This is a genomic window from Haloferula helveola (assembly GCF_037076345.1).
Lineage (GTDB): Bacteria > Verrucomicrobiota > Verrucomicrobiia > Verrucomicrobiales > Akkermansiaceae > Haloferula > Haloferula helveola.
On the sequence record NZ_AP024702.1, the window covers coordinates 1083023 to 1106593 of the forward strand.

Annotated in this window: 14 protein-coding genes; 7 read left to right on the forward strand and 7 right to left on the reverse strand. The window is 63.5% G+C overall.

All coding sequences use genetic code 11. The annotated features are described in order from the left end of the window. Positions 1-23 precede the first annotated feature (23 nt). Positions 24-1430: a hypothetical protein gene (locus HAHE_RS03765; RefSeq protein WP_338688745.1), complete on the reverse strand. Its 1407-nt coding sequence runs from the start codon at positions 1428-1430 to the stop codon at positions 24-26. A gap of 118 nt (positions 1431-1548) precedes the next feature. Then, positions 1549-8322, reverse strand: coding sequence for a beta strand repeat-containing protein (locus HAHE_RS03770; RefSeq protein ID WP_338688746.1), 6774 nt, complete (start codon positions 8320-8322; stop codon positions 1549-1551). Positions 8323-8623: 301 nt separating this feature from the next. Here HAHE_RS03770 and HAHE_RS03775 point away from each other — a divergent pair, with 301 nt between their 5' ends. Then, the gene (locus tag HAHE_RS03775; RefSeq protein ID WP_343218201.1) at positions 8624-12397 is read left to right on the forward strand and encodes a TIM-barrel domain-containing protein; all 3774 of its coding nucleotides are present in this window, start codon (positions 8624-8626) and stop codon (positions 12395-12397) included. Here the strand turns inward: HAHE_RS03775 and HAHE_RS03780 are convergent. Together HAHE_RS03780 and HAHE_RS03785 are read right to left on the reverse strand one after the other, a co-directional pair. Continuing rightward, entirely contained in the window at positions 12394-13197 is an 804-nt protein-coding gene (locus tag HAHE_RS03780; RefSeq protein ID WP_338688748.1) for a gamma-glutamyl-gamma-aminobutyrate hydrolase family protein, read from the reverse strand. The genes HAHE_RS03775 and HAHE_RS03780 overlap by 4 nt on opposite strands. Before the next feature lie 77 nt (positions 13198-13274). Next, positions 13275-14336 carry a substrate-binding domain-containing protein gene (locus HAHE_RS03785; RefSeq protein WP_338688749.1) on the reverse strand — a complete coding sequence of 354 codons (1062 nt, stop codon included), beginning with the start codon at positions 14334-14336 and terminating at the stop codon, positions 13275-13277. A gap of 188 nt (positions 14337-14524) precedes the next feature. Between HAHE_RS03785 and HAHE_RS03790 the strand changes: the two genes are divergently transcribed. Together HAHE_RS03790 and HAHE_RS03795 are read left to right on the forward strand one after the other, a co-directional pair. After that, a complete protein-coding gene (locus HAHE_RS03790) occupies positions 14525-16060 on the forward strand; it encodes a hypothetical protein (protein WP_338688750.1) in 1536 nt (511 codons plus the stop codon). Positions 16061-16082: 22 nt separating this feature from the next. Further along, positions 16083-16892: a PEP-CTERM sorting domain-containing protein gene (locus HAHE_RS03795; protein ID WP_338688751.1), complete on the forward strand. Its 810-nt coding sequence runs from the start codon at positions 16083-16085 to the stop codon at positions 16890-16892. A 26-nt stretch (positions 16893-16918) separates the two neighbouring features. Here HAHE_RS03795 and HAHE_RS03800 read toward each other — a convergent pair whose 3' ends face one another. Both HAHE_RS03800 and HAHE_RS03805 read right to left on the reverse strand, forming a co-directional pair. Continuing rightward, a complete protein-coding gene (locus tag HAHE_RS03800) occupies positions 16919-17404 on the reverse strand; it encodes a hypothetical protein (RefSeq protein WP_338688752.1) in 486 nt (161 codons plus the stop codon). A gap of 107 nt (positions 17405-17511) precedes the next feature. Further along, on the reverse strand, positions 17512-19044 hold the full coding sequence (locus tag HAHE_RS03805; RefSeq protein ID WP_338688754.1) for a hypothetical protein: 1533 nt from the start codon (positions 19042-19044) through the stop codon (positions 17512-17514). A gap of 89 nt (positions 19045-19133) precedes the next feature. Between HAHE_RS03805 and HAHE_RS03810 the strand changes: the two genes are divergently transcribed. The 4 genes from HAHE_RS03810 to HAHE_RS03825 all read left to right on the forward strand — a co-directional run bounded on the left by HAHE_RS03810 (position 19134) and on the right by HAHE_RS03825 (position 22756). Then, positions 19134-19787, forward strand: coding sequence for a hypothetical protein (locus HAHE_RS03810; protein WP_338688755.1), 654 nt, complete (start codon positions 19134-19136; stop codon positions 19785-19787). A gap of 31 nt (positions 19788-19818) precedes the next feature. Continuing rightward, complete coding sequence (locus HAHE_RS03815; RefSeq protein ID WP_338688756.1) at positions 19819-20766, forward strand: carbohydrate kinase family protein; 948 nt, start codon at positions 19819-19821, stop codon at positions 20764-20766. Beyond that, positions 20763-21755 (forward strand): hypothetical protein, encoded by a 993-nt coding sequence (locus HAHE_RS03820; protein ID WP_338688758.1) that lies wholly within the window; start codon positions 20763-20765, stop codon positions 21753-21755. The genes HAHE_RS03815 and HAHE_RS03820 overlap by 4 nt, the downstream gene beginning before the upstream one ends. Before the next feature lie 107 nt (positions 21756-21862). Further along, positions 21863-22756, forward strand: coding sequence for a hypothetical protein (locus HAHE_RS03825; RefSeq protein ID WP_338688759.1), 894 nt, complete (start codon positions 21863-21865; stop codon positions 22754-22756). A gap of 147 nt (positions 22757-22903) precedes the next feature. On the opposite strand, the gene HAHE_RS03830 is transcribed toward HAHE_RS03825, so the two are convergent. Beyond that, complete coding sequence (locus tag HAHE_RS03830) at positions 22904-23503, reverse strand: fasciclin domain-containing protein (protein WP_338688760.1); 600 nt, start codon at positions 23501-23503, stop codon at positions 22904-22906. Positions 23504-23571 lie beyond the last annotated feature (68 nt).

Below are 23571 nucleotides of genomic sequence, written 5' to 3' on the forward strand. Positions count from 1 at the left end.
GGCAGGCAAGGCGTGGCACGAGACTACTTCTCCGCGTCGAGCCAGTCGCTCAAGGTGCGCAGATTCTTGGCGAAGGTTCCCGAGTTGAGCACCCCCTCGGCCGTTTCCACCTTCTTGCCGCTACCGTCCCTCACCGCTCCGGATTCCAGCCAGATACCTTCGTCATTTCTCGACGAGAGGATCCGCTCGACCTCGCGGTCCGAGGGAGGTCCGCCGGCCTTCGGTGCCTTCCCTGATTTGGCGGCGTCGAACTCCCGGCGGATTCGCTCCAGCTTCGAGCCGACTTTGAACGCGTAGTGGGTCGGCACGTCGCTGTCGTCGTGGGTCAACTGGTAGTCCTTGGTAAAATACAGCGGCCGGTTGGTCCGCAGTTCGTAGTAGCGGGCGAGTTGGCCGTCGGGTAGCCGGGACTTTTCGAGGTAGCGCAACGCGGGACCGACCGGCTCGAGAAATCTCGGCTCTCCCGTCGCGCGATGGAGCTCAAGCAACATCAGCAGGGCGCCCTGCGACTCGCCTCCCGTCACCGCCGGCGGCTCGAACTTCCGTTCCCATACCGGCACCATCCGCTTGTCGTATTGCTGAGCCCACGCCGGCTGCGGTTCGGGCAGTTGCGCCTTGATCAGGAAGTCACCGCCGCGCATCGCCGCTTCCAGATACTTCCGGTCCCCAAGCACCTCGTGCGCCAGAAGCAGGGTCCGGATCGCATCGGTCGTGATGTTGTCGTTGAGATGGTAGCAGCCGTTCCACGCATTGGGCCACGTGTGCGGCCACTCGTCTGGAATGCTCGCCCGCATGACCGGGTAATCCGCCTCGCTCACCGGCGGATCGGGAAACGAGTCGAAGTTGTGAGACCACGCTCCGACCGGATACTGCGTCCCGATCAACGCCTCCAAGCCGTAGAGCACGCAGTCGTGAATCTCCTTGTCGGCGAACTTCAACTCCCGGTCCACCTCCAGCAGAAACCGCAGTGCTGCCTGGGTCGTATCGTCGTCGAGCATCGACCGATTGCCCTTGTTGCGCCTCTTCCGCCACGTGTCCCATCCCGCCGGCCCGCCGGCCTTCGGCGCCTTGCCGCCATCGATGCGGTAGTTCGACTGCTTGCGAAGCCGGGGATCGAAATCGATCCGGTAATTCCATCCTCCCGAGTGGAGTTGCCCTTTCACGAGAGCCCTCGCGACTTCCAAGGCCGCCTCACGGCACACGCGGTCGCCGGTGGCGCGATACGCGGCAAGAAATGATTCACCCACCGTCGGGGTGCCGGGTGGTTGCACCCACGCCGATGTTTCACCGGCTGGACCCTCCCCCGCCCGCAACTTGCCATCGGGGCTGTAGACCCAGACATAACCGCCGTGTCGGCCGTAGGTCCCGCGCATCGTCGCCACCGCCTTGACGATCGCGTCCTTCACTTCCGCCGGCTCCGGTGCGGCCACGACCGGGCAGTGAGCAAGGACGGAGGCGAGAGCGGCAACCCGAACGAGAGATATCACCCGAGTGCATACTGTCCTCCCACCCTGGGCTTTTCGTTCGGCTAGGGCCCGCCCGTTCAGATCACGGTACCGTCGCGGTCAGTCGCACGTATCCCGTGTTCCCGTCGCGTGGAATCCGGAACCTGAGCGTGTCATGGGTCGGGCCGGGGATGACCTCGACGTTGGCGCCGGTGACCGGAGTCCACGTCATGAGATCCGTGGAGCTCTCCAACCCGACCAGCACGCCGGTGATTCCCTTCGCCCGCTGCATTTCCACGGTCACCTCGGTCGCATTGACCGAGATTGTCGGGCCGGTTCTCGAGGCGGGATCGTCCGGATCGGTGCCCGAGAGGAACTCGAAGATGTTCCACCAACCGTCGAAATCGGGGTCGGCATTCTCCCCGATGATCAAGGCGTCCGACTCACCCGGGAATTCGATCGCCTGCCACTCGTCGAAGGTCATTCCGGGCGTTCCCGCGGTATTCAGACGCAGGAAACGGACCCGCGAGGTGCGGGGCAGGGTGTAGCGGACCGTATCGACGGGGCTGCCGGGCAGGAGTTCCACGGCCGCGTCGAAGGCGGTCTCCCACACCGCAAGTTCGTACGAACTCTCGAGCACCGGGTTGATTCCCTCGAGGTTCTTCGCCTGCGGAAACTCGAAGGTGATGGTGGAAGCCCCCGTCGTCACGAGAGGGCGCGCCGACGAGGCCGGATCGTTCGGATCCGTGCCAAACAGGAACTCGAAGATATTGAGGACGCCGTCTTTGTCGGGGTCGGCCGCTTCCCCGATGATCATCGGGTCGGTCTCGCCGGCGAATTCCACCTGCTGCCACGCGCCGAAGGTCTGCCCTCCCCCGCCCCCGGTCGAAGTCCCGAGGGTGATCAGGTCGGAGCTGACGGGAAACGCGTTGGTCGGCGCCGCCGGGCCGAGGGGCAGGACGAAGTTGGCGTCGACTGATGCCGCCGCGGTAAGCTCGACCGAAAAGGTCTCCCCGGCGGCAGGCGGTGAGGCGGCATGGCAGACGACAAGGAAATCGACCGAGCCGTTCTCGGGAGCGACGAGCGAGTCCGGGGCCAGCATCACGGACCCGTCGTCGGCCCCGAAGGCCGCCTCGTCTCCAAGCTGCGGATCGGTCGCATCGAGCTGCCCGTTGCCGTCCTGATCGAGATAGATCGCCAACCCGTCGATACCGGTCGCGTCGTCGACCGTCCCGCTCGCCTCGAACGTGAGTCCAGTGATCTGGGTAGCTCCGTTGCTGGACGAGGCGCGGAGCACGGCCACCACCATCTTGCCGACATCGAAGGAATCGGTGCGCGATCCCGCCGGTCCTCCGCCGGCCCGGTCCAGCGTGAACGACGCCACCGCGGCCGCGGAGATCGGGGCGAAAGGCGTCGTGTCGCCGAAGCCGCCGGGGTCGGGCGTCGTGGCCGTCACGTTCATGTTGGCATACGGATGGACCGGATAGATCGCCGACCACACACCACCGGCCTGCACCGTGGTCGAGGTCAGATAGACCTCCCCCTGTCCACTACGGTCGCCGTAGAAATGGAGCGTGCTCCCGACCGGAACACTCGCCAGATCGGTCACCGTGCCGGTGGCGACCCCGCTGCCGAAGGAACCGGTGATCGAGAGGGAAACGTTGTTGTTCCCTCCGCCCGGCAGCCCGATGCCGAAGCCGGAATTCGAGTGGATGCTGTTGAGGGTGATCGGATTGCCGATCGATGACGCGCCCGACACCGCCACGCCGTCGCCGCCGTTGAAGGCCACGCGGTTGCCGGCGGTCAGGCTTGGACGGAATGCCGACCGGAAGGCTCCGGAACCGGCGGCGAGCGTGGTCAGCCCGCCGATCACGTTGGCGGAGGCCGCCCCTTCGATCCGCACGCCGTCACCGGTGTTCCCGAAGTTCGCGTTGGCGAAATTCGTGCCTATGTCATTGCCCTGGATGTGATTGTTCTGGCTGCCCGATTCGTCGATCCGCACGCCGTTGAGCAGGCAACGGGTGATCGTGTTCGCCTCGGGGAGGGAACCGCCCCCGACGAGGTTCGAGGACGAGCCGTTGATGAACACGCCATTGCCCGCGATGTAGTCGAGCTTGTTGCCCTGAACCGTGTTGTTCATGCCACCGTCGATCGCCACCCCGGCCGAGTCGGAGCCGCCGCTACCGCTGGGAATGTAGAAGGGGTCGCCGAATTCGTTGCCGTATCCCCGGCCCGCGCCGCCGATCAGGTTCTGCGCCGAATCACGGAGCAGCAGACAGATGACCTGCGACGATGGTGAGCCGAAATTGAAGGGACCGTAGTAGTTGATCGAGTTGCCACGGAGCCAGTTGCCATTGGAGCTGTCGATGATCGCTCCCTGCAAGCGGTTCGAGCGGCCGATGCCCTCGCCCACCACATTTCCTGACGAGCCGTTCGAAATGAGTAGCCCGCAGGCACCCGGATTCGCGTCGAAAAGGTTCACATCCGATGGCGTGGCCGTCGAAATCGCGGAGTTCCGGGTGTAAAGGTTGCGGTCGGCTTCCGCGTCGGCGATCACGTTGGCATCGATGTGGATGCCCGCGGTGCCGGATGCGGAGAAGCGGTTGAAGTCGATGCGGTTCCTGCTCGAGCCGCCGGTCACCCGCAGGCCGGTTTCGGATTCATTGACGGCGACGTGGTTCACCCGGACCGGGTCGGCACCTCCGCCGGCAGCGTCCAGCGTCACGGCCGCGCCCGCGGTCCCCGTGATGTTCACGCTGAACGGGTCGGGGTCGAAGAAGCTGAAGGGGGACGGCTGGTTCAACAACGGCGCCGGCACTCCGACGATGGTTCCCGGAGCTCCGTTGCTGACGACGATACCGAGGGCATTCGGACGGCTGTCCGCAAAGGAGGTATCGACTCCGCGGTGGGCGATCTGTCCGATGCGCATCCCGCCGAGAATCGTGCCGGTGGTGGTGGCACCATCCACACGGATCGCCGCGCCCGGGCAGGCGTTGATGATGACCGTCTCGTAGTAGTCGGCACTGCCGATCAAGTTGTAGGACGAACCCGAAAGGATCGCGATGCCGTCCCCGCCCGTCGCACCTTCTCCGTCGGCCGCTTCGGTGCCGCCGATGTCGAGATCCAGCACCTCGTTGTCGTTCGATCCGTTCTCGATCACGATCCCGCCGAGCAGGTCGTTGGCGATGCGGTTGCGGTGTTTGTACGAGAGATTCCCTCCTCCGAACGTGCCGATGAAGACCGGCACCTTCGAAGCCAGCCGGTTTTCTGACGAACCGTTGGTGATTCGCAGACCGACGCCGGAATTGGGCGCGGCAGCCGGGCTTTCGCCTTCGATGAAGTCGGACAATCCGGTGCGGATCGACAGCAGGCGGTTGCCGGTGCAGGTGGCACCCGAGAGACGGATGGCGTCGCCGTCGCACCCCGAGATATTGAGACCGGTCAGGGTGTTTCCCGGGCTGTCGAGAACCGAGATGCCATGCACGGAAGTTCCCGATCCCGGTCCGCAATCGGCCACCAACGAGTAGAGCAAGGGCGAGGTGAATTCGTCTCCCTGGGTAATCGCGCGGTTGTAGACCCTGCCGACCGTATTTCCGGTCGTCGTATCTCCGGCGATCAGCACGCCGCCGAGCTCACAGTTTGAGACGAACTTGATTCCGAGCAGATTCGCCGAGGCGCCGTTCTCGATCCGCACTCCGTACTGACCGCAGTCGCGGACCGCGGTCCTCACGCTGTAGGCGGCTGCCGCGCTGAAGAGGTCGGACTGGAACCCGTTGTGGGAAACACCGTCGCCGTCGAGGACGATGCCGGTGCCGGTGATCATGCTAATCTCGTTGTCTCCGGTGAAACGGTTCTGCGTCGCACCGTTGGTAATGACCAGCCCGTCGCCGAGACAGTTCGCGATCGTTAGGCCTACGAAGGCATTGCGGTCGATGCCGTTGTCGAGTTCGGCACCGTCATCCCCCGCCCCGTCGATCATCAGGTCGGTGAAGGTGTTGTGATCGCAGAGGTCCGCGAAATTCAGGCCATCAAGCGTGCTGCCCAGGATCTCGACGGTATCGAAGTTGTTGAAGTCGCAGTCGTTCCGGATGAAGAGCCCGTTTTCCCCGCTGCCGGAAATCGTCAGGTTCTCAAGACTGTTGCCATTGCTGCCGTTGGTAACGCGCACACCGTCGCCGGGAAAACCGGTGAGAATCAGGTCGGTGACCCGGACGTCGGTCACGCCGTCGAGGATCAGTCCGTCGGTTCCGGCCGCGAGACTCTGGCCATCGAAAGTCAGGCCGTTGCAACGGATCGTGTCGCCGCTGTCGAGCACCGGGATCGCCTGGTTGAGGACGATCGTTTGCCCGGAACCGAAGATCGTGATCGAGTCGCGGCGTCCGGCTCCCGGCGTCCCGCCCACCAGCGCGTCTTCATCAAAGGTCAATGCCCGGCCCAGACTGCCGTTGGCGATCAGGAAGGCCTCGAGCACGCTCAGTTTGTCATTCGCGGCGTTGATCATGCTCAGTTCGTTCACGCTGATGCTCGCCCCACCGACCAGCCCCGGATCCACCACATGGACGGGACGGGTCACGGTGAAATTGAACGGCACCGAGATATCGTCTCCGAAGGCAACGGTCAGCGAGTGACTTCCCGCTGTGGAGAGCGCGGGCAGGTTGACCAGCAACTGCGTGTCGCTGATGACCGACGATCCGACTCGGTTTCCGTTCACTTTCACCTCGGGCCGCAGACCGATGAAGTTCTGGCCGGTGATTACGACCACCCCGCCGTCGGCCTCGGGCGACGGATCGATCGCGGTCACCACCGGCTTGTCGATGAAGTGGAATACGCCCGCCTCTCCGAGCGCGTATGAGTCCGTCTTCGAGTCGGCCGACTTCTCGATGCACAAATGCGCCTCACCGTTCGGGAAGCGCGCCAGAAACCCCGAGGGCACCTCGATCACCAACCGGGTGTCGCGCGTTTCCACCACCGTCGCCGCCAGCGGTGCTCCGGTCGGCGCCGGCTCCTCGCCGGGCGGGATCGTCGACGGAAACTCGCAGAAGTTGACCGTCGGCGTGGTGGTGCCGAAGGCCGATCCGGCGATCACCAGACGTTCGCCTTCGCGGGCCCGCAGCGGGCTGATTCCGGAAATGACGGGAGCGAACGGATCGCCAACCACCAGAATGGCACGCTCCATGGCCAAAGTACCCGGCGAGAACAAGGTAGCGCCCCTTTCCAAGGCCTGCAGTCCGCTGGAAATCTTACCAAGGATGTCGATCTGTTTGAGCGCCGTTTTCACCGCCCGTCCGGCCATCAGATTGAGCTGGCCGATCTTGCCCGGCAGGTCCTTGGCCTTCCCGGTCACGTAGCCCTTGGCCACGGTGTCCACCAGCTTCTTGCTGATCTCGAGAAGCGCCGCCCGCGTCAGCGGAGTGCCGGCGTCCCGGTAGGCGCTGATCGTCTTGGCCACGGCGAAGACGATCGACCGGACGTCGGAATTCCCGATCTCCTTCACACTGAGAATGATCCCGACCGCATCTGCGGCAGCGAGGAAGGCATTGGTTCCCGCCGACAGCTCCCATTGGTATCCGGGGTCCGACTTGGCAATCGAGTCCTCCTGGTTGTTGGTCCCTAGGAATAGCCAGTCGGTGCCGTACCAGAAGTTCCCGCTGGTGGCGGTGATCATGTAGAGCCCCGGAGGCTGTCGCTCGACCACGAAGCGGTCGGTCCGGTCGGAAGGCGCCTTGTCGGTGAACAATCCGTAGACCGCCTTGGTCGCCGCTCCGATGGCCTGGCCGAAGTAGTCGAGCTTCGCCGAATCGAGCGTGGCGCGCACGTAGCCGTGCTCGAGGGGAGCACCGAAGGGAACCGGCGCGGTCGCGGGATCGTTGACATCAAGCGCCTCGATGTCTGCGATTCCTCCTGGAAACGCGAACGGATCGAGTTCGTTCAGGCTGTAGGTCCAATCGAGCCGGGTATCGCGATCGGTCTCGTAGATGAAGTTCACGAACTCGCTGCCGATACCCTCGACGCTGCTGTTCAGGCTCTTGCTGTGGCGAATTACGGGGTTCACCGTATCGGCCGGATCCGGATTGAGCTCGCGCAGCTTGACGCCGTAGGTCGCCACATCGTCACCGGTCTTGAACGATGCCGCGACCGGATCGGGAACATCGGCCCGGACATCGGTCACGAGTGAGACCAACAGGTCCTCGACCTGGCCGTCATCGAGGTAGTCGGCGTTGCCGAGGGTGTTGATCCGGCTGACCAGGGCGGTGAAGTCCGGCTTTCCGGCGAGGTAGCTCTGCTGGGCGGCGAGAAGCAGGTCGTCGCGCCCTTTGACCAACGGATTGGTGACCACCATGGCAAACGCTGTCGATGCCGCGTCCGTCGTGATGGCCGTATCGCCACTCGGGAGACGGGTCAGGTAGGACGGGTCGTTCTCACCCTTGAACAGCATCACCGTGGCCGGTTCGCCCTTTTCCACAACGGCCGTGAAACTCCCGTCGGGGAGCACCGCGCGGACGTCTTCGCCGGTTCCCGCGAAGTAGCCAGTCACGGTCACTCCGGCGGGCGGCGTGAAGGTCCCGGTGATCTCGCGGAGGATCACGAAGGGCAACGGCAGGCTGGCCGAGTCGGCGTCCTCGGTGACCGTCAGCTCACCCGTCGATGCCGCCACCGGCACGGTGAAGCTCAGGGAATCGACGGTGACCACCCCGACGGTCGCCGATGTTCCGCCGATCTCGACGGTGTGGCTGGCCGTGGGCTCGAAGACCCCGGTTACGGTCACGGTGGCTCCCGGCAGTCCGGCCGGCGAACTGAGATCCTGAAGGGTGAGTGCGGACAGCGGCAGAGGCAGGAGCGCCGCCAGAACGACAGCGCTTCGGGTGGGAAAATTCATGGCTATTGGGGGAAGGAGCCACGCAGCAGCTCCATGGGGAGGTTCACCACAAAGCTAGCGCCGATCGCCTTTGAGGTTCAAGCCAGCAACCGAAACGCTCCCTTCCGCCCGACCTTGCGAGCCTCCCGGACTCCTCCACCATCATGGGTTGCCGCCCCGGCCGCCGGTGCCTAGGGTCCCCGCCCCGATCACCACCCCGGCCCGAAGCCGCCCGTTTCGCGAATCTCCAGAGCACCCATCCATGTCCGTCCGCAACCCACTGCTCAGCCTTCTCGCCCTGATTTTGACGGCTCTCCCGTCGATGGCCCAGATCCGGCAGATCAACCCCACCACCTTTGAAGTCAGGCTGGCTGAAGACCAACGCATGACCCTAGACTTCTATGGCGAGGGCATCGTCCGCTGGTTCCGCGACGACGATGGTGGCACCATCCGTGATCCGGAGTCCGACCCGGAAGCCCGGATCCTGGTCGACCGGCCGCGCGCCGAGGTCGGCAAGCTGGAGTTCGATGAGCGAGACGGCGTGTTCCGCATCCGCAGCCAACGCATCGCCATCGAGATCGACCAGACCAACGGCTTGCTGAAGATCGCCGATGCCGGCACCGGAAAGCCTATCCTCGAACAGATCGCACCGGTCGAGCTGGAGAAGGATCGTGTCGCGGTCCGGCTTCGGGCGAAGCAAGATGAATCGTTCTTCGGTGGCGGTGTGCAGAACGGCCGCTTCTCGCATCGAGGACAAACGATCGCGATCGAGAACCAGAACAGTTGGACCGACGGCGGCGTCGCGTCACCGGCACCGTTCTACTGGTCCACCGCCGGCTACGGGATCCTGTGGCACACGTTCAAGAAGGGTCGCTATGATTTCGCCGCTTCCGCACCGGACGAAGTCGGGCTATCCCACGAGACCGGCTACCTCGACGTCTTCATCATGGCTGGTGAAACGCCATCGGAAATCCTCGCCGGATACTACCGACTCACCGGCAAGCCGGTGGTTCTGCCCAAGTTCGGCTTCTACCAGGGCCACCTGAATGCCTACAACCGCGACTACTGGACCGAAGCCGAGGAAGGCATTCCTTTTGAAGACGGCAAGACCTACAAGGAGAGTCAGAAGGCAACGGAGGGCGGCATCAAGGAGTCGCTGAACGGGGAGAAGGACAACTACCCGTTCTCCGCGAGAGCCGTGATCGACCGCTACGCCGCGCACGACATGCCGCTCGGCTGGGTGCTTCCGAACGACGGCTACGGCGCCGGCTACGGCCAGACCGACACGTTGGAAGGAAACATCGAGAACCTCCGCGAGTTCGGCGACTACGCCCGCGAGCGCGGCGTGGAGATCGGACTCTGGACGCAGTCGGACCTCCACCCGAAACCCGACATCGAACCGCTCCTCCAGCGGGATCTGGTCGGCGAGGTGCGCGACGCCGGCGTGCGCGTGCTGAAGACGGACGTCGCGTGGGTCGGCGCCGGCTATTCGTTCGGGCTGAACGGCATCGCCGACGCCGCCCAACTGATGACCCAACACGGTGACAACAGCCGCCCGTTCATCATCACCCTCGACGGATGGGCCGGCACACAGCGATACGCGGGAGTCTGGACCGGCGACCAGACGGGCGGCGACTGGGAGTACATCCGCTTCCACATTCCGACCTATCTCGGCGCCGGGCTATCGGGCATGCCGAACATCACCTCCGACATGGACGGCATTTTCGGTGGTGAGAACCCGGTCGTGAACACGCGCGATTTCCAATGGAAGACATTCACCCCGATGCAGCTCAACATGGACGGCTGGGGTGCGAACCCGAAGTACCCGCACGCGCTCGGCGAGCCGGCGACTTCGATCAACCGCTGGTATCTCAAACTGAAGTCGGAGCTGATGCCCTACGCCTACAGCATCGCCCACGAGGCCGCCACCGGGCTGCCGATGGTTCGCGCGATGTTCCTCGAGGATCCGAATCCTTTCACGCTCGGCATCACTACACGCTACCAATTCCTCTACGGCCCTTCCCTGCTCGTCGCACCGGTCTACCAGGACACCCGCGCGGACGAGGACGGCAACGACCAGCGCGACAACATCTACCTTCCCGAAGGCGAGTGGATCGACTGGTTCACCGGGGATGTCATCACCGGCGGACGCGTGATCAACAGCTTCGACGCCCCGCTCTGGAAACTGCCCGTCTTCGTCAAGCGCGGAGCCATCCTCCCGCTCAACGAACCGCACAACCAGCCGAAGGATGTCTCCAGAGACGCACGAGTCTTTGCCTTCTATCCCCTCCGCGAGTCTTCATTCACGGAGTATGACGACGACGGTGTATCCGAGTCCTATCGCAGTGGCAAAGTGGCGACGACGCGGATTGATTCGAAGCTCGAGAATGGAGTCGCAACCTTGGTGATCCATCCGACCGAGGGGACATTCGATGGCTTCGTCGGGGAGAAAACCACCGAACTGCGCGTCAACCTCACCGCCAGGCCATCCTCGGTCATGGCAAAAGTCAACGGCGCCGAACTGCCCCTGAAGGAAGTGCGCTCGGCCGACGATTTGAATGAAGGCGGCAACGTCTTCTTCTACGATGCCGCCCCCGACCTGAATCGGTTCGCCACGCCGGAAACCGAAATGGCGGAGCTCGTCGTGACCAAGAATCCGGTGCTCCGCATCAAACTCGCTCCCGTGGACACCAGCCGAAGCGAGATCGAGGTGGAGATCGGGGGCTACCGCTACGAGTCGCGTGATCCGTGGCTCAAGTCATCCGGCGAACTCGATCCACCGGTCGCCGAAATCACCGAAGATCACATCGGCCCCTACACCCTAACACCGTCGTGGCAGCCGGTGGCGAACGCCGACTACTATGAGATCGAGCACGAGGGCATGCTCTACTCTACCATCCGTGGAAACGAGTTCCTGCTGGATGGCCTCGAGGCTGAGACCACCTACACCGTCAAACTGCGAGCGGTGAACCAAGCCGGCCGCTCGGCGTGGACCGAGTTGTCCGCCACCACCAAGGCGAACCCTCTCGAGTTCGCGATCTCGGGCATCGCCGCCGAGTGCAGCGCCGAGGACCAAGGCGGCTCGCCGGCATCCAAGCTCGTGGACTTCGATGAGTCGAACATGTGGCACACGAAGTGGGGAACCGAGGCAACCCCGTTCGAACTCACCCTCGACCTGAAGTCGGTCAACCAGCTCGACAAGTTCCAGTATCTCCCGCGCCATGGGGGCGGCAACGGCAACCTGCTGCAGGGAAGCGTGAGTTTCAGCATGGACGGCGAGACCTGGACCGGGGCGGGAGACTTCGAGTGGACGGGCGATGACAAGGTGAAGGAGTTCGTTTTCCCCGATCAGCCGACCGCACGGCTCGTCCGGCTCTCGGTGACCGAGGGCAAGGGCAAGTTCGGCTCCGGCCGGGAGCTCTACGTCTTCAAGGTCCCGGGTTCCGAAAGCTACATCCCCGGCGACATCAATGACGACGGCAAGATCGACCGCAACGACCTGACGTCCTACGACAACTACACCGGTCTCCGCCAAGGTGACTCCGACTTCGAGGGCTACATCAGCAAGGGCGACATCAATGGCAACGGCCTGATCGACGCCTACGACATCTCGCTCGTCGCCACTCAGTTGGACGGCGGTGTGAAAACTTCGGAAACGGAAACGCCGGAAGGTGGCAAGGATGCGCCAGCCGAGGACGCGTCCATTGCCGGCACCCTCTCACTCAAACCTTCAAAGCCTTCGCTGAAGGCCGGTGAGACCTTGGAGATTTCGGTCTCCGGAAAGGGACTTCGTGCCGTCAACGCGATCAGCTTCGCGCTGCCCTACGATCCGGCCGATCTCGAGTTCGAAGGGATCGAAGCTCCGCGATTGAAGACCATGGAGAGCCTCACCAAGGACCGCCTCCACACCAACGGTAGCAAGGCACTCTACCCCACCTTCGTCCATCTGGGCGACCAGCAGACGGTCGAAGGAAATGGCGAACTCCTCACCATCCGCTTCAAGGTGAAGCGAGACTACCGCTTCGACCTGCAGCCCACTGACGGATTCCTCGTCGGCAAGGACCTGAAGACAGTCAAACTCTGGCAAGAGAACTAACGAACCACCCTTTCCTCCCTGCCTGCGCGAGCCGCTTCGACGAATGCCTTGAGAAGCTTCGTCTGCTGTTCGTTCTCCGGCATCAGCTTCTCCGGATGCCATTGCACGCCGATGAGGAATCGGTCGGGGTCGGCCGTCTCGGTCGCCTCGACCACCCCGTCCGGACAACGCGCGACAATCCGCAGCCCCTTCCCCAGTTTGTCGACCGCCTGATGGTGGGATGAGTTCACGTCGAGTTCGGTCGCTCCGAAGATCCGGGCAAGGCGCGAGTCGGGCTCGAGGATGACCGCGTGGCCGTCGCTCCGGTGGTTCAGGCCGTCGAACTCACTGGGGATGTCCTGAACCAGCGTGCCGCCGCTCGAAACGTTGATCCACTGGCCGCCGAGGCAGATACCGAGCAGCGGCTTGTCCGACCGCTCGATCCACGCCCGGCTTAACTTCCTTTCGAATTGGTAGCGGTCGTCGTCGAGAACCTCGACCGTCTCGTGCCGCTCTTCCCCGTACTCCTCCGGAGGAATGTCCCATCCACCCGGAAGCAGTAGCCCGTCCAGCAGTTCGAGGTAGCGGTCGACATCCGCCGCGGCCTCACCCGAATTCGGCAGCACGATCGGGATGCCTCCGGCTTGGCGGACGGCGCGCGAGTAGTTCTCGTCGGTCAGGCTGGCGATACCGATCAACGGCGCGTCAGGAGCCGTCCCACGGGCCGGAACTTCATCCGTCCATCGCCCGATGCCGAATCCGAGCACCCCCGCCACCACGGTGGCGGCAGATGCGATCCAGGCGCGGCGGGTGCACTTCACAATTCGGAAAAGTAGCCCTCAGACAACCCGCTGTCTAGCAAGCGCGCCATGCTGAAGCGACACGGTCGGGACTGACATCATCGAGGCGCCACGGCTGGTCCGGTCGTGCCACCGTGAACCAGTTTGGATTTTACGAGGATGGGCCGTGGGGCATTCCTTCCTTGGGCGACCTTGTTGACCCAGCGGACGACTCCGCGCATGAGAGGCTTTGGATCCCAGGAAATGTGCGTGACGCGGGGAAGGAACCAGTCGAATGAGGAATCATCGTCGTAGCAGGCCAAGGAGACCCGCTCGGGGCAGCGGATTCCCTGGTTCGCAAGATGGTTCTGAGTCGCCAGAAAGATGGACGGCTCGTCCACCAGCAGTGCGGTGGGAGGCGTGTGCCGGAAGATCGAGTCCAGCATGCCGTGCAATCCGGCCGGACTGTTGCTCCAATCCGGGATGTTGTAGGGCCCGGTGGCAACGCCTCTCTCCTCAAGATACCCGAGGATGAAACGCTCGATCGCCCCGAGCTCCGGCTTCCGATGCTCTTCGCGCACGATATGAACGATGCGCCGATGTCCGAGTCCGATCAGGTGCTCCAGCAGCTCGGCGATCGCGGGTCGTTTACGCGGCGCGGCAAATGCAATCTCGACGCCTTCGGTGAGCCCGAACAAAGCAAAGGCCGGGGTCGGTTGCCGGGAAAACCACCGGAGGACTTCGGTTGATCCGGAGAGCACGACCCAGGCATCCGACTCGGTGGCATTTACGAAGCGGGCGACCCTTCTGACGTCCATCCCCAACTCGAGGAGCGTCCTGTCGGCGAAGTCCGCGTCGTGACCGTCGCCGCGGAGGAGGTGCATCAGGTCGAGGAGGTAGTCGTCCCTCAGGTCCGATCGCTCGTAGAGCAGCACCCTGACCGTCAGGGCTTTCGATCCGGCGCGCTTCGCGATAATCCGCCGCTTCCTGCCCCGGCCCTGATTCTCAAGCATCCCTTCATCCTCGAGCATTCCCAGTGCACGATGCACGACCCCGTGGTTGACCCCGAGTTCCTGCTCTAGCCGGAACACGCCCGGCATCTCACCGGACCAGCGCCCCTGCTCCAGTTCGGAGCGGAGATGGGCGGCGACCTGTTCGACATGGGAAAGTGGCCGGAACATCAGCCCACAGCTATGACAAATCTGGAATAGTTGACGAGGTAAAAGGCGGTTGCAGGGGGGAATCGCACGCGGTTGCCTATGGTATCGAATCGAAAAGTAGCGGACCGCGGCCCTGCCACCGAGCCGACGGAGGTCCGACGACGACCAGACACCACCGAAGTCTGATTCCAGCTTCTAACCTCGACACCATGAAAGAGTTCAAGGCACTCCTCACAACCGTCGCCATGATGGCCGGCAGCCACGCTGGCGCGGAGGTAGTCTTGCAGGAATCCTACAAGATTCCGGCAGCAGGCAACGCCCCCACCCAACTCGACGGAGGCGTCGGTCCCTTTGGATACGAGATCGACGTGACTGCGGAGTTCTCGGCCGCGGGACACGACAAGTTGGTACTGGTTTTCAGCGGGCACGATGGGGCGTTCAACATCCCCTACCCGCCTGAAGTAACCAGCGTCACCTACGACGGGGCCGCCCTGACCCAAGCGATCTACGATTTCGACAACGGAGCACTGGTCTGCGCCGGAATCTTCTACCTCGACAATGTGGCAACCGACGGACTGCTCCGAATCGAGCTCAGCGCCGGCAACCTTGCGCATTACGCCTTCGGTCTCTATGCCGTTGATGGCACCAGGCCCGGAGTTCAGGACACGGGTACCGCGCGTGATCCTCTATCGGACGCCACGGTGACCATGACCACCAACTCGGGATTCTTTGTCCAGGAAACGGCTCGGAACAACCAGAGCTTGGCCGGGGACGGAAGCGGTGATTACTCAACGCTCTACAGCTACAGCGTTGATTCCTACAGGGTCCTCTCGCAGTACCGGGTAACCACGACCCCCGGCGACTACCTTGCACCGATCAACAACGGCGGAGCCAACTACAGGAGGGTCGTCACCGCGGCTTTCGAAGCGGTCGAGGCGCCGCAAGTCGGACCGATGATCACCTCCTTCACGTCGGTCGGACCCAACCTTTGGGAGCTCGAACTGAGCGGCGACGCGGACACCGCCTACGAGTTCCGTTCCTCCACCACTCTCGACTTCGATCCGGGGACCTTGGTTGAAAACCTGACGCAGGGTGACCCCGGCGATGCGGGAAGCATCGGCGGGGCGAACGACAGTGTTCTGACCACCGACTCGAACGGCGACGGCAAAGCGCGGCTGACCCTGAGCGGCGGCCCTGCTGACTTCGTCCGCGCCCAAAATGTTTCTCCCCTCCTCAGCGAGGATTTCGAAGCCGGAGACGGCGGGTTCACCGTTGAAAACAAGGCAACCGGCACGGATTGGGCCTATGGGGAGCCGAATTCACCTAACGCGGGAGGCGGTGCACTCATCGGAGGCAATGGCGGATCGACGAATGCGTGGGGCACCAACCTCACAGGAGTTTACGGCTCAGATACCGACACCTGCCTGCGCTCGCCTGTTATCGATCTCACCGGCATCCCGGCTGCCGAGTTGTCCTTCGCCCTCGCAATCGACGCCCAGGCAGGCCACACCTATCAAGTGGATGTCATCGATGATCTCACCGACACGGTGATCGCCAACGTGATCGAGGCCACCGAAGACGTTGACTTCAACAATGCACCCTGGGAGATCGTCGGACCTCTGGCAATTCCGGCCGGTGCCTTGGGACAGCCGGTCCGCATCCAGTGGACCTTCACCGGAGACGGAACCTTCAACTACAACGGCGCCTACATCGATGATGTTCTCGTCACGCAACCCGCTCCGTAATTTCCGAAGCAGCACTCTCCCGATGAAACCGAGCCGCCTTGCTATCTTCGTTGCCGCATGTGGGTGCCTGACTGGCGCACATGCTGCCGTAACTCTTCAGGATTCCTACGCCCCGGCCGTCGCCGGTGGCGCCCCCACCCAACTCGACGGAGGAGCGGGCCCCTGGGGATACGAGATCAACATCAGCACGTCGGATTTCTCCGCCGCAGGTCACGGCAAGCTGGTGATGGTTTACAGCAGCAAGGATGAGGCGGGCGGCGCCGACCTCGCGGGTGCGACCGTAACCGGTATCTCCTACGCCGGGGTGGCGCTGAACACCGCCTTCTTTTCAGCAAGCGACAGCGACCGGGTGGGCGTGGGCATCTACTACCTCGACAACGTTGCAGCGGACGGCACGTTGCGCATCGAACTGGCCGACGGGGGCCAAACCGAATTCGGCTTCGGTCTCTATGCGGTGGACGGCCTCAAGCTCGGAGTGCAAGACGTCCAGTCCGGCCGTGCCACCATCGCCGATGCAACCATTTCGCTGACCACGGCCTCCGGCTTCCTGGTGCAGGAAGCCGCCCGCAACAACCAGTCGCTCACCGCCGACGCGGGCGATGCCTGGCAGACCCTTTACGACTATAATGGACCGCAGAGCTACCAAGCGCTCTCGCAGTATCAGGTGGTCGATGGCACCGGCCCCGGCAGCTATCTGGCGCCTATCAACAACACCGGGGCCAATTTCAGGTTGATCGCCGGAGCCGCCTTCGAAGCGATTCCCGAACCGGGCTCGTCGCTGCTCGTGCTTTCCGGCCTGAGCCTGCTGGTTCTCAAGCGTCGCAGGTTGTAGTCGCCCTGTCGACGGGCCCGATCACCTCACGACGCGTCGCCCTCGTCCCGCGGGGGCCGGGGTTCCTGCAGCCCGTGATAATCGACGAGCTGGCTGTGGCTGTGGTTGACGAATACCGAGCTACCGAACGGATGGTGGCCGTGAAGGATCTTGCCGACCCTGTGACCGACCGCATCGGCGACTTTCGTGGCGGCCTCCGCGGCAAGAACCACGGATGAGGGAGCCGATAGTCCGAGAAAGGCCGCCTCGTGCTCGACCGACGCTTCCTCGCGCTCGATGTGGCGGAGCAGGGTTTCGAGCTTCTCCAATCGTTCCTGCCGCGGATGGCTGCGGACTTCCTCGAAGTTCCGCCACAACGCGCGGTCTTCGATTTTCAGTGCCTCCAGACGCTCGAAGAGGTGGTTGGCGGCGGGTCGGCCGATCTGATGGAGTTGCTCCTCCAGCGCTTCAAGCCGGGCATCGATCTGCGCAATCTTCTCGGCCACCGGGTCCTGAGATTCGGAATCGTTCATGGCAATGGATCAAGGTCGGGGTTCCACCTGCCAGTGTAACCCGTGGAGCGGCAAAGTGCCACGGGATTCTACCCCCCCGCCCCGGCCCCCTCCCGCACGCTTGCAGGTCAGTTCCTCTCGACCTTCACGCGCAGGAGCTCCTTCGTGAAATCGCCGATCGGATACTGGCTGCGGATCGTCGAGACGGTCCCCCTTCCGGGAATGGTGAACCGGTCCTTGAGAACCGTTCCCGTGGTGCTCCACGAAGTTCCGTCATGGGACAGCTCGACCGAGTAGGTGAAATCCGTAGCGACGTAAGGATTGTTGCCCGATCCACCCGAGTCGCCGAGGAAGCTCAACGCGAGGTATTCCATCCCGCCCACGTTCTCGATCGAGAAGATCGGGAGCGAATCCCGGTTCGGAACCAGCGGGTCGGAATGGAACGCATCCTCGAAAAGGTAGATGATTCCATCCTGATCCTCGTCGGTGAAGTCGGTAGGAGTCGACACCTGAAGCAGGGACCCGTCGGTCTCGGTCGACGCGAAATACGGCACTCCCCGCGAGTCACAGGCGAGGCGGGGGTAGAACGAACGGACCGTGCCGACCGGATCAGCCACACTGAAGCTGGAGCCATCCCAAACCTGGTGCTGGATGGTATTGAGGGTATTGGTCCATGAGACATGGATGCTGCCATCCGCGGCACCCGCCATCGACACCCCCCGGGTGATGCCCACGCTGACGTCTTGATAGGTTCGCGCGACCCAACCGCCGCTTTCGAGGATCGCGAGCTTGCCATCCCGCTCATCGACCTGGCTGTAGGCAATCGCGAGCTGGCCGGCCGGCGTCCATTCGGCGTCGAGATAGATCGCGGCGGTGTCGTCGGTCGGAAAATTGACGTCTTCGATCGGGGTCGCGGAGCCGAAGTTGAGCAGACTCCAAGTGCCGGGCTCCACCGCCGAGCGATGGGTCAGGGTCGCCTGATGGCCCGTCCCCCCTCCCGACAGCGAGAGGTTCTCGGTCGCGCACAGGAAGAGATCGAGAGACGAGCCGCCTGCGGCGATCTGGATTTCCCGGTAAATCGAGTGCGTGGGAATCTGAAGCCCTGACAGGTTGTTACTCTCCCACGTTCCGGCAAAGGTTCTCCTGACCACCGTGACACCACGGTAATTCGAGTTGATGAAGGCGACCCGCGGCGTTCCGCCCGCCCCCATGCAGGCGTCGAAACGATTGAATGACGAACCGCTGTCAACGGTCTCGATCACCGGCGGCCCCGTCAGGGGATAGACCTTCGCGGCACGGATGATCCCGGGACCGGTCGACTCCTTCTTTCTCCAAACGGCCCAGACACTGTGCCGATCCGCCACCATTTCCACGAAGTGCTCGATCGTGGTCCCTCCGCTCGGCCCGACCACCTCAAGGGTCTGGCCGGAGAAGCTTCCACGGTCGTAGATCACCAACCGCGCGACCCTGCCGGTCGGCGATGACGGGACCGTATCGTCGAGATGGATCACGTAGAGGCGCCCGTCGGGACCGAACGCCGCACTGGCAACGTTGGCGTCGGTCACGGACTCGTCCTCGACCGTCCACGCAACCGCATGGACCAAGGGGCTCCAAAGGGAAGCCGCCACACCGATCAGCATCGGAAAGAATCGGGCAGTCATCTTATCAGGATGACCAGCCGGCCGCGGCAAAGCAAGTCGCCGTTGCGTTCCGGATGTTTCGGCCACGGAACAGGACCGCAGCCGCCCCCATGCTCGACACGACACGGATGGCCGTGGTCGAATCGCTACAGGCCGAAATGACAACCGATCCCACTTCTCCCTACACTCCGCCCCAAGCCCCTGAAGCGGCGGCGCCCGAGTTTCCCGATCAACCGCCGCCGGCGATCAAGGTCTTCGGCATCATCCATCTCGTGCTCGCCGGACTGGGCGTGGTGAGCGCGATCATGGCGGCCGTCGGGATGCTCTTTCTCGGCAAGCTGGGAAGTCTGGCATCAGGGCCGGCGGGGAGCTCCGCAGGAGGTGAGTTCGACGCCCTCCAAGGCTACATGGCCGAAATCGCGTGGTTTTCATTCCTTTCCACAGGATTCACGCTGGTGCTCGCGGCGCTGCTGCTGGTCGCGGGAATCAAGTTGGTGAAAAAGCGAAGGAACGCGGTGACCTGGTCGAATGGCTACGCGTGGACGTCGATTGTCATGAAGGTCGCCTCGCTGGTGATCACCGTGGTCTTCATCATGCCGGCGGCCGCACGGATGAACCAGGCAATCGGCGGGGACACGCAGGAAACCTTGTCGAACATCTCGACCTTCTTCGGTTCGGCGGTTTCCTTCGCCTATCCGGTCGTCGCACTCATCCTCCTCAACCGCACTCCGGTAAAGCGCTACCTCGATAGCCACGGAACCTGAGCGAACCGACACCGGCTTCACCTCTTCCCCCATGCCCGACTCAGGCCCCGAAGTCATCGCGACCGGAATCAATGTGGTGGACTTCCTCGCCCGCCCGCCGGCCGATGTCGTGCAGGGCGGCAAGTATGAGACGGACGAACTGGAGGTCCAGGGTGGAGGACCCGCTTCGACCGCGGCCTGCGTGACGGCCGCCTTCGGCCACGACACCGCATTTGTCGCCCGGCTCGGCGACGACGCGATCAGCCGACTGTCGCGGTCTCAGTTCGAGCAAGCCGGGATTCTGACCGACTACCTGATCGACGCGCCCGGCGAACGCGCCGGCATGTCGATGGTCCAGATCGATCGCGAGACCGGTGAGCGGACCGTCTTTTACAACCTCCGCGACTACGGATGGATCCGCGCCGAAGACATCCCGGGCGAAGCGGTCGCAAAGGCGAAGCTGATCCTCGTGGATGGCTACGACACGACCGCCGCGCTCGCGATCTTGCGTGCCGCCGCGGGAACGCCGTGCCGGAGCATCATCGACCTCGAGCACGGCGAGTCGGAGTTCGTGAACGAATGCATTTCGCTCGCCACCGACGTCGTGCTGCCACTTCACACCGCGCGTGCGGTTACCGGAAAGGACGCACCGGAAGACACACTTCACGCGCTGGCCGGTCTCGGAACGGGCCAGATGGTGGTCACCGACGGCGAACACGGGAGCTGGGCGCTGACGCCGGACGGGGTCATCCATCAGCCGGCCTTCGCCACGGAGGTCATCGATACCAACGGCTGTGGCGACGCCTTCCACGGTGCCTATGCCGTGGGACTGCTCCGCGGCTGGCCGCTGGCGCTGCGGATGGAGTTCGGCGCTTGGGTCGCGTCCCGAGTGGCCACGGCTTTGGGAGGGCGTAGCGGGATTCCCGACCAGGCCGACATCGAGCGTGACCTCGACCGTTTCTCGCCCGCCCTGCAAGCCGCCGTTTCCGAACTCCCATGAAAGACCGCCTGCTCCAGAAACTCGACGTCATCCGGAAGCAAAGCGATCCGCACGCCTTCATCCTCGCCGATGCCAAAGACGCGGACATGGCTTGGGGCATTCCCGCGGCCGGCAGTCCTGCCGCGGCAAACGGCAAACGATGGAACACGATGCCGGAGTTCCGGCAAAGCATCCGCGAGATCGTCGAGGACGGCGTGATCGACATCCTGCTGGCCTCCGTCTCCCAGCTGGGCCTGCTGGACCGCGAAGGATTGTTCGACCGGAGCGACGTCACACCGGCGATCCGCGCCAACGACACGACCGACATCTGGTGCGGCCGCGGTGCCCGTTACCGCGAGGAAGCGTCACGACCGTTCGCCACCTGCGATCTCGGCCGGGCCATGGCGGGCACTTCGGCGAAGCTCGGCCTCTACTCGATCACCTTCAACAACGACCTCGATGCCGATCACGAAAGCCTTGAGGCATTCAAAAGATTCAGACTCAAAGCCGAAGAGCATGGCTTCCGCTACTTCCTCGAAGTCTTCGCTCCGAACCTCGCCGGCCGCGTGACCGAGGGAGACCTGCCCCATTTCGTCAACGATCAGATCTGCAGGTGCCTCGCCGGCGTGCCGGTCGACAATTGGCCGGTCTTCCTCAAGATCCCGTTCCTTTCGCCCGATGCGATCGAGGACCTCGCGGCTTACGACCCGGAGAACATGATCGTCGGCATTCTCGGAGGCAGCTCGGGCACCACTCACGACGCCTTCAAACTGATCGGCGAAGCGCAGCGGCACGGCGCACGCGTCGCTCTGTTCGGGCGCAAGATCAAGGATGCCGAGCATCCGGTGGAGTTCGTCCGCCACCTCCGGAAGATTACCGACGGCGACCTGTCGCCCGAGGAGGCCGTGCGGTCCTACCACGATGCGCTCGGATCAAGCGGGCTCGCGCCGAAGCGCGCGATCGAGGACGACCTGAAGCTGACGGCCACCGAGTTGAGCTACGCCCGCTAGTTGTCGTCAGCGCACTCCCCCCGCGGGCACCCGAGCGCCCGCCGCCGGTTTGACTCGACGGTGAGCGTCTGATACGAGCCTCGTTGCTCCTCTTTCCCCCGCCGAACATGAAGTCCTTCTTCCCCCCGTTGATCTCCGGCCTGCTGGGCGTGATCGCAGCGGTGGGACCGGTCGCCGAATCGGCGGTGGTTTACGAGGGTTTCGACTATCCGGCCGGCTCCCTCTCCGGTGCCAACGGAGGGACCGGATTCAGCGGCCCCGGAGGCAGCGCATGGGTCGAGTCCGACAGCGGAAGCAACCCGCTGGGGGTGCGCTCCCCCGGCCTGAGCTTCGGCTCCTTACCGGTCTCGGGAAACACCGCCGAACGCACCAGCAACCTCAACCGCGCCCAAGCCAACCGGACGATCTCCGACTCGGCCCGCAGCACGCTGACAGCCGATGGAACGACCATCTGGTTCAGCGTCCTCTGGTTGCCCGGAGCTTCCGGCAGTGACGAACGAGGTGCCTTCATGTTCGGCAATTCATCCTTCGGCGACACTTCCGGAGACCCCGTGACCTCGGGCGACGGATTCGGATTTTCTCCCTACACCGGTGTCCGGAATACCACGATTCATGCAAATGCGTGGGTGGTCGGCGACGCCAGCACCAATCCGGCAGCCAGCGACGACAGTGGACTTGCCCATACCTCCGCGACCTATCTGCTGGTCGGCAAGATCAACTGGAACGCCTCCGGAACCGCCGACGAGTTTTTCCTCTTCAACGTCACCGACCCCGCGGCGCCCGAGCCCGGTGAGGGATCCGCAATCGCCTCGATCACCGATCAGGATTTCGACCAGTCGGACTGGAACACGATCTCGATCTACGAAAACCACGCCGGCGAGTGGGATGAGATCCGGTTCGCCACAACCTACGCCGAGGCACTCGGTGTGCCCGAGCCGTCACGCTTCCACTTGATCGCCGTCGGTGGCGCACTGCTCTGCCTTCACTCGAGGCGCCGCTGACGAGGCCGCCGGAGAAAACCCAGGCAAGCTCCCCCAACGGCAGCAACGCCCCTTACCGCCACGAAGGACGGCAGGGACGTTGTGGAGATCGGTGTGAATACCCGGGCTGGAGTGATCCGCCTTTTCAGGTTTCAACCAGCTGCCGAATCACTTGCGTGCGTCCGAAGGCACGGTCTTGAGGATGTGGTCGATCATGTGGAAGCTTCCGTTGGAAGCGGCAAGATCCGCCATCGTGAGATTGGCTTCACCGACGGTGATGCTCTCGCCCTCGACGACGACAAGCACCTGCTCGCCCGAAGCGGTTTCCAGGGCGCCCGTCTCCATATCACGGGCGGCCAGCGGACCGTCAACAATGTGTCGCTCGAGAAGTTTGACCAAGCGCTCCTTGTTGGTCGGCAGCAGCAGCTGCTGAAACTCCTCGTCGCTCATGTCGCGGAAGGCGGTGTTGTTCGGAGCAAAGAAGGTGATCGGTCCTTCGGCATTGAGCCGGGACTCGAATTCGGCCGCTTCGATGAGAGTCTGCAGTTTCGAAAGTCCGGGCGAAGCGGCGATCTGCTTGGTAATGGGATCGTCGAGGTCGGCCTTGTCATCAGGAAGGGTGGCCGCGGGAGCAACATCGGTATCGACGTCAATCCCGGTTCCGGGAGCGGGAACGACGGGCACCTCTACGACTTCCACATCTTGAGCGAAGGTGGCGGGCACACAGGAGGCGGCGACTGCGAATGATATCAGAAGGAGTGGTTTCATGGTCATGTTTTTGGTTCGAGGGCCGGTTGATTCCGCCCTCAGGTATCCTTCCGCACGCTCCGTGCCGC